The 6,057-nt window shown below is 62.1% G+C and carries 11 protein-coding genes; 4 read left to right on the top strand and 7 right to left on the bottom strand.

The window, feature by feature from the left end:
• Nucleotides 1-207 precede the first annotated feature (207 nt).
• The 4 genes from RT424_RS02885 (at nucleotide 208) to RT424_RS02870 (ending at nucleotide 1,358) form a co-directional block, all read left to right on the top strand.
• On the top strand, nucleotides 208-459 hold the full coding sequence (locus RT424_RS02885) for a hypothetical protein (RefSeq protein ID WP_313434392.1): 252 nt from the start codon (nucleotides 208-210) through the stop codon (nucleotides 457-459).
• A gap of 12 nt (nucleotides 460-471) precedes the next feature.
• Nucleotides 472-696, top strand: coding sequence for a hypothetical protein (locus tag RT424_RS02880; protein WP_313434391.1), 225 nt, complete (start codon nucleotides 472-474; stop codon nucleotides 694-696).
• 10 nt (nucleotides 697-706) lie between these two features.
• Nucleotides 707-967 carry a hypothetical protein gene (locus tag RT424_RS02875; RefSeq protein ID WP_313434389.1) on the top strand — a complete coding sequence of 87 codons (261 nt, stop codon included), beginning with the start codon at nucleotides 707-709 and terminating at the stop codon, nucleotides 965-967.
• Between the two features lie 199 nt (nucleotides 968-1,166).
• The gene (locus RT424_RS02870; RefSeq protein ID WP_313434387.1) at nucleotides 1,167-1,358 is read left to right on the top strand and encodes a hypothetical protein; all 192 of its coding nucleotides are present in this window, start codon (nucleotides 1,167-1,169) and stop codon (nucleotides 1,356-1,358) included.
• Between the two features lie 1,279 nt (nucleotides 1,359-2,637).
• Here RT424_RS02870 and RT424_RS02865 read toward each other — a convergent pair.
• The 7 genes from RT424_RS02865 to RT424_RS02835 all read right to left on the bottom strand — a co-directional run bounded on the left by RT424_RS02865 (nucleotide 2,638) and on the right by RT424_RS02835 (nucleotide 6,056).
• On the bottom strand, nucleotides 2,638-2,784 hold the full coding sequence (locus RT424_RS02865) for a hypothetical protein (protein WP_313434386.1): 147 nt from the start codon (nucleotides 2,782-2,784) through the stop codon (nucleotides 2,638-2,640).
• 64 nt (nucleotides 2,785-2,848) lie between these two features.
• Nucleotides 2,849-3,238 carry a hypothetical protein gene (locus RT424_RS02860; protein WP_313434384.1) on the bottom strand — a complete coding sequence of 130 codons (390 nt, stop codon included), beginning with the start codon at nucleotides 3,236-3,238 and terminating at the stop codon, nucleotides 2,849-2,851.
• Nucleotides 3,235-3,600, bottom strand: coding sequence for a phage holin family protein (locus RT424_RS02855; protein ID WP_313434382.1), 366 nt, complete (start codon nucleotides 3,598-3,600; stop codon nucleotides 3,235-3,237). Before RT424_RS02855 ends, RT424_RS02860 begins: the two co-directional genes overlap by 4 nt.
• Nucleotides 3,601-3,622: 22 nt before the next feature.
• The gene (locus RT424_RS02850; RefSeq protein ID WP_313434380.1) at nucleotides 3,623-4,162 is read right to left on the bottom strand and encodes a glycosyl hydrolase 108 family protein; all 540 of its coding nucleotides are present in this window, start codon (nucleotides 4,160-4,162) and stop codon (nucleotides 3,623-3,625) included.
• A gap of 125 nt (nucleotides 4,163-4,287) precedes the next feature.
• Nucleotides 4,288-4,968 carry a DUF4376 domain-containing protein gene (locus tag RT424_RS02845; RefSeq protein WP_313434378.1) on the bottom strand — a complete coding sequence of 227 codons (681 nt, stop codon included), beginning with the start codon at nucleotides 4,966-4,968 and terminating at the stop codon, nucleotides 4,288-4,290.
• Between the two features lie 12 nt (nucleotides 4,969-4,980).
• A complete protein-coding gene (locus RT424_RS02840; protein WP_313434377.1) occupies nucleotides 4,981-5,730 on the bottom strand; it encodes a hypothetical protein in 750 nt (249 codons plus the stop codon).
• Between the two features lie 17 nt (nucleotides 5,731-5,747).
• Nucleotides 5,748-6,056: a hypothetical protein gene (locus RT424_RS02835; protein ID WP_313434375.1), complete on the bottom strand. Its 309-nt coding sequence runs from the start codon at nucleotides 6,054-6,056 to the stop codon at nucleotides 5,748-5,750.
• Between the last annotated feature and the right edge of the window lies 1 nt (nucleotide 6,057).

Genomic DNA, 6,057 nt, shown 5'->3' with positions numbered 1-6,057 from the left:
TCCCTCGGACTGCGCCAATGGGCTCATGGGTTCTGATCAATGCACCTTGGTATAATTTACGACCGCAATGTCCTTTTCATAGAAGAGGATGCGGACTGGGAAGGCGCGTTCGTCTACCTTCCGTTGCGGTGTGCTGCGTCTAACCATGATGCGAACATATAGTGAACATGCTACACGGGGTCATCTGATTCGTGAGAGGGCCACCCCATGGCAAATGACCAACTGACGCTCCCCCTGACCGATGATGACCTGCTGAGGCTGGCCCAGTACCGGTACGCGCAGGCTGACAGGGAAGGGGCGACAACCGACGATTACGTCCAGCTTGTAGACATCTTCCCTGCCGTGCTGCAGCGGCTAGAAGAGAAGATCGGGCAAACCCGAGGTTTGGTACGGATCGAGCAGATCGATTTGAACGATCCCGCCGCTTGGCAGCGGTTTGCCGCCGAGATGGCTGAGTAGGGGATGCTGGTCATGATTGAAGCACAAGCCGAGCGCGGACCCTTTGGCCGCTGGCTGCTGATGCAGGTCGAGCGCGGCGGGCTCGTCGGCGAGCTGGCTAAGGGCGCCACGGGTGATCGAGGCTTTCCGCGCGATGGCGACCCGGAGGCGGTGCGTAAGCGCCTGAGCATTCTCCAGGCGGACGGCGACATGTTCGAGGCCTTGGACGAGGCGGAACTCGACTGGGCAAGCTACTGAGGTGAATGGCATGACATATGGCGAATTGATCGAGCATGCCCAGCGGCTCCACGCGCTGGCGAGCTCACGCGCGGGAACACGGGCCGATCTGGTGCAGCTCCGCGACTTAGTGCCCCAATTGATCGGCGCGGTGAGGGCGCTGACCCAAGATGACGAAGAAATGATCCCGATCCCTATTATCGACCTGACGAAGTGCGAGCCGGTCGAGGGCTGCGAGATGGGATCAGTCCGGCTTCCCGCCGGCTCCACGAGGCTCATGGGCCTGAGTTGAGAAATGAAAAGAGGCCGCCCCGCGATAGGGACGGCCTCTAACTCGGGCGGGCCGGGGGAGGTATTCCGCCGAAGCAAGGGGTTAACATGTGGCAAGGGCGGATGTTCCGCGTCCGGAAGTCCTTTTATTGACTTCCCCCAACGGAGGACGCGATATCATGTCCATGCGAATCCATTTTCAGCGAAAGCACATCGCCTCTATGGATAGTACCGAAGTAGAGGGCCTGGACCTGTCCCTCTTCCCGGTGGCGTTCGATATCCATGTAGGCGTGATCCCGAACGAGGATGGCTTCTGGCTCACGGTCATCCAAGAGACAGACGTGCCCCTGGATGAGGTGCCAATCCTGCCGGGCTTCCATCGGTGCCTACCCAGCGTGCCGGGGCATGCTTAGCGGGTGGCTTGAACCTGATTTGTCAGAGTGTGGTGACTTTTCTGAATTCTCTAACGAAAAGAGGCCGCCCCAGCAAAGGGGCGACCTCTGTGCGATGGGCCGGGGGGTCTGTAGGCGCCATCGCGATGCTGTCGCTAGACAGCCCCGGGTTAACATCATGCAAGCCCGGTTGTTCCCCCCTCTCGTCATGATACCTTCGCGACAGCTGCGGCTGCACGGATGGACGTGCCCCCTTGCTTGAGGATCGCGAACGCGGTCGGGCCAAGTGGAACTGAAGGCCGCTTGGTAGCCGGTATCGAGCCCGGCTCGCAGCTATGTCTCCGACGCCGCAGCGCCACCCCGCGCTGCGGCGTTTCTATTGCGATGCCCTTCAACAGCAGGCCGGAAGGATATGGCGATTTTTAACCACTCGTTTCTGAATGGTCGTGCTGGTATTGCTCGATCCAACTGCGGCAGCGCGGAGGGACGCGCCCCTTCAGTTTGAATAGAGGGGCGGGCGTGTGGGGGCGCTCGCCAGTCGGTATCAAGCCCGGCCCGCAGCTATTTCTCCGGCGCCGCAGCGCTACTCCGCGTTGTAGCGTCATCCCAAGCCCAAAAAGCGCCCGGGGCGTAGACCACCCCGGGCATTTAGGATTGGGTCGTCGTGCACGTTTGCGCAGATAGATTGGCTTACCTGCCAAGGAGTTACCCTTACCAAAGCCGGTCGCTTAACTCGAAAGATGGGAAAAGGTTCCTAACCGGCTTCTTTTTCTTGTCGGGTGGGGCTTCGAATGTGGTAATCCGGCCGCTCTAAAGAGAGTCGGCGAGGAGAATCCTGATGTGGGTTAATCATTTCGGCGCTCTTCTCGCGGCCCTTGTCTTGGGAATTTCCCTAGCGAGTACAGGGATACTAGCGGACGAAAGGTTCCGTTCATCCACTCGCAGAGCAATGGCCGCTGTCGGTTGCTGCGTGATCTTGGTTGGCGTTGTGGCTCTCTGACATGAAAAGGCCGCCCCCGAGAAGGGACGGCCTCGTATCAACCGGGGGCACCGGTCGATACACCATAACGCTACCAATATAGAGGTTAAACGCGTCTTAAGGATAACAGCCCAAGGTATTTTGGTGACAGCCGGCGTTCTTACAAGGACGCCCCAGCTCGCGCTCGAGATCGCGGGCCGGGGCTAGTTTTTGGGTCGCAGCGCGCCAGAACGCGCGTGAGTCGCATCAGGGGGAGGGTGTGCCTGATGACGCCAGATCACCTTGTGCGTTGATTATGACGCGGTAGCGAATTGCAATTCGTTAATCCTGTTGCGCTGCGGCGCGAGCCTCCGCATCGTGGCGGCGAATAGCATCGATCTTGGCCGCGCACTTCTCGAACCCCTCCTTGTAGACCCCCCGGCTCGTGACGATGTCGCCCGTAGACGTGAGCGCCACATCCTTCACCACACACCGCTCTAGCAGCCCGGCCGGAATGCCCTGATAGGCAGCCGGCAGCGGCGCGGAGGCGACCTCATTGCTTCTGGAGCAGGCGGCGCAGGTCAGCAGGGATAGGGCGAGACAGATATTCCTTAACCTCGGCATTGGCGGCCTCCAGTTGCTTGAGCTGCGCGGCAGCGTCTGTGTTCTGCTGTTGGATGAGGGCGAGCTTGTCCTGGAGCAGAAGGACGTTCTTCTGCTCCAGCGCCCGCAGGCGATCCTGCTCGGCGACGCGCGCAGACCACCCCTTGTTCGCGGTGACGAGATCGCCAACGCGGGTATCGAGCGTTTCGATTTCGTCGTTCTGCCGCTGGATGTGCAGATATGCCGCCACTGCGGCGCCGATGCCGCAGATGGCCAAGACGCCAATCATGGCGAGCAGTTCGGACTTGAATGGCGTGATCAGGTTAGAGATCCATTTCACAGCTGTTCCTCCTCTTGCGCCTTGGCCGCTTCCACGCGCTTGTCGGTATTGGCGCGTAGCTTGATCCCAAGGCGCTCGTAGACGATGCGCTCCAGCAGCCGGATCGAGACGTTCGCCCCAAGCCAACCGAAAATGCCGACGATGAATCCGATCCAAAGCGGATCAACCTCCATCGCCCGGCACAGGAGCATGACCAGGAAGCCCACGAGACCGGAGCCTGCGATCTCGGTGAGTGCACGCCACCCGTTCAGCTTGTTGCCCTTGTCGTTCTCACGCATGACGTAGCCCAGACCGCCGGCGACGGCTGACAGGAGGACGTAGCCGAGCGACGTGAGCCAGTCGGATAGCGAGAAGTGTTCCATTGCGCCCCCAATTATCTGGAATTCATGCCACCCGGTTGCGGAGCCAGCCCCAGGCGAACTCTTCGTTCGCGGGGCGCTTCTGGTTGAGCACCTTGTAGCGTTCGCCCTGCGAGCAATTCAGCGCGCGCAAGAGCACGGTTTCGGCTTCGGCGCCGCGGCTCATTTTCAACCCGCGCAACGCCGCCAGGGTCGCCGGGCCGATCTGGCCGTCTTCCTTGATGTCGCCGTAGAGCTTGCCCTGCCGGTTGAAGACGTTGAGCCATTCCTGAAGCCAGAGCGCCGGAAGCGTCTGGCCCATGTTCACGCCGGTATCGAACAGCTCTTCGCCGACCGCCGGCATGATCTCCGCGACAGCAGCGAAGCCGGGCTTGATTGCGTATTCCTGCCGATAAATCGCAACGGCGTGGGCGCGCGGCAGGTCGCGCATCGACCCTGAGTAGCCGTTTGCGCGAGCGACCTTCGCGGTGATCCCCCACATCGTTTCGCCGCCGGTGTCGTGAGGGTTGTTGGAGTAGCCGCCTTCCTTGCCGATCGTGGCTTCAATCATCTGGTCAATGGTCATAGACGTTTCCTGCGTTAGGGGGAGGACAGGCAGCAGCCTTCGTCCGCAGCGGCGGGGCCGCGCGGCGTCCTGTTCAGGCTGATGGTCGGGAGGGCGGCTTCCGGTGGTCTGCCGCTAAGTGATAGTTACTCGGGCCAACCCTCGAGGATCTGCGCCTCGATCGCGGCAAGCTCTTCCTCGGTCGTGCCCTGCGCGATCGTGGCAATCAGCGCGTCCAGCTCGTTCTTCCGGCGCTGGCCCGCCTCGACGAAGGTGGCGACGGTCTTGCCGAGCTGGATCATGTCGGCTGCATCGAGCGCGACGATCGCGTTGTCCGCCATGCGCCAGTCGGTGGCGAACTCTTCGCCGCTCTGGAGCGCAAGCATGGCCATGACGACGGAGCCGGAGATGTTTACGCGGCTCGTGGCGTCGGTTTCGACCCGGCGCAGCTCGCTCTGGATCTCCACCAGGCAGCCGCCGTCGCGTACCTGGTCGCGCTTGTTGCGCACCTTGGCCAGAAGCAGCGCGCGCTTCGAGACGTAGATGAAGTCGGTATCGCTGGAGAGCTGCGAGCCGGGGTACGGACCAGCGGGCGAGACCATCCACTCGCTGACGGCGCGCTGCGAGACGTTCTCCTCTGGGATCGTTCCTTCCGGCAGCGTGAAGGTCTGGCCGCCGAAGAACGTGGTCGAGGTGCCGCCGGGGACGGGCTGCGGCTCGGCCGAAATGGTGTCGATTGCCACCATGATTGCGGGCCCGTTGATGGTGACCGCGCCGATCTTGTGGAACAGCGGGGTCGCCCCAGGAATGTCCTGGATGATGTACATGGATCGGTTTCCTTAGATGTTGGTGACGTCGAGGATGAGGCTGCGCCAGCCCACCGTGCTGATTTGCTGGCTTAAGGGGATGCTCGACGGCGATGAGGCGCACATGTACTGAAACGAGCCGCTGTCCTGGAAGAAGGCCGTCCCAGAGCCCGACACCGAGCTGCCCCAGGCCGACACGCCCGTTCTGGACCACTGGTCCCGCCGGTAGACCTGCCACCCGTTGTAGGGACCGATGCGGCACGACCCTTCGCCCGCCGAGGTGAAGCTGATGGCGGAATTCACCTCCTGCTTCTGCGGAACGTGCGCCACACTGCGGCCCGACAGCCCGACGCCGGAGTAGGTGCCGGGGGCAGGGTTGGACAGGATGCCGAGCGGCCGGGCAATTGGGTAGTCCGACGACCAGACGATTGAGCCGTCGGGGGCATACAGCTCGGCACCAGCCATGTGCTCGCTGACCGGTGGCCGGCGCTGCGAGAACACGTAGAGCGTTATCGGGTTCGACCCGGTGGACGTGGCGTAGATGCGCCAGGTTATGCCGCCGTTCGCCGTTGAGACCACGTCCGCCCAGGTGAAGGACGGCGAGGCTATGGCCAGCATGGGGATGTCTGAGGGCGACAGCCCTGCCACGAACACGTCCCGCTGCCCTGAGTTGTTGCTGAACTGCTGCCAGCCCGTGGAGCCTGCGGGTATCTCGATCTTCTGCTCAAGTCGGAAGTAGATCTGGCTGGTGAGCAACTGCACGCGCCCATCGGGCGTGTTCATCTCAATGCCTGCTGGCATCAGTAGCCCCCATAGTAGATGGTCGTCGCAGGGCTAGCGCCAGCGCTTGCGCCGCCACTCGTCGTCACGTTGAACGACCAGGAGATGACCCCGGTGTTGGAGTCCAGCGTGACCGTCGGGCCGCCGTAATTGCCGGTCGTCGACGACACGAAATGGACGAGCGCCTTGCCGATGAGCGAGGTGTCGGTGAACGTGCCGGACGTGGCACCCGCCGTCGTGGTGAACGACGAGCGAACCGCCGCGAAGTAGTCTGTGTAAGCGATCTTCACCCTGCTGTCGGGGTAGTAGAACTCCATCCCCGCAGGCATG

The sequence above is a fragment of the Novosphingobium sp. genome (assembly GCF_032093395.1).
GTDB lineage: Bacteria > Pseudomonadota > Alphaproteobacteria > Sphingomonadales > Sphingomonadaceae > Novosphingobium.
This window is presented reverse-complemented; position numbering and strand designations above follow the sequence as displayed.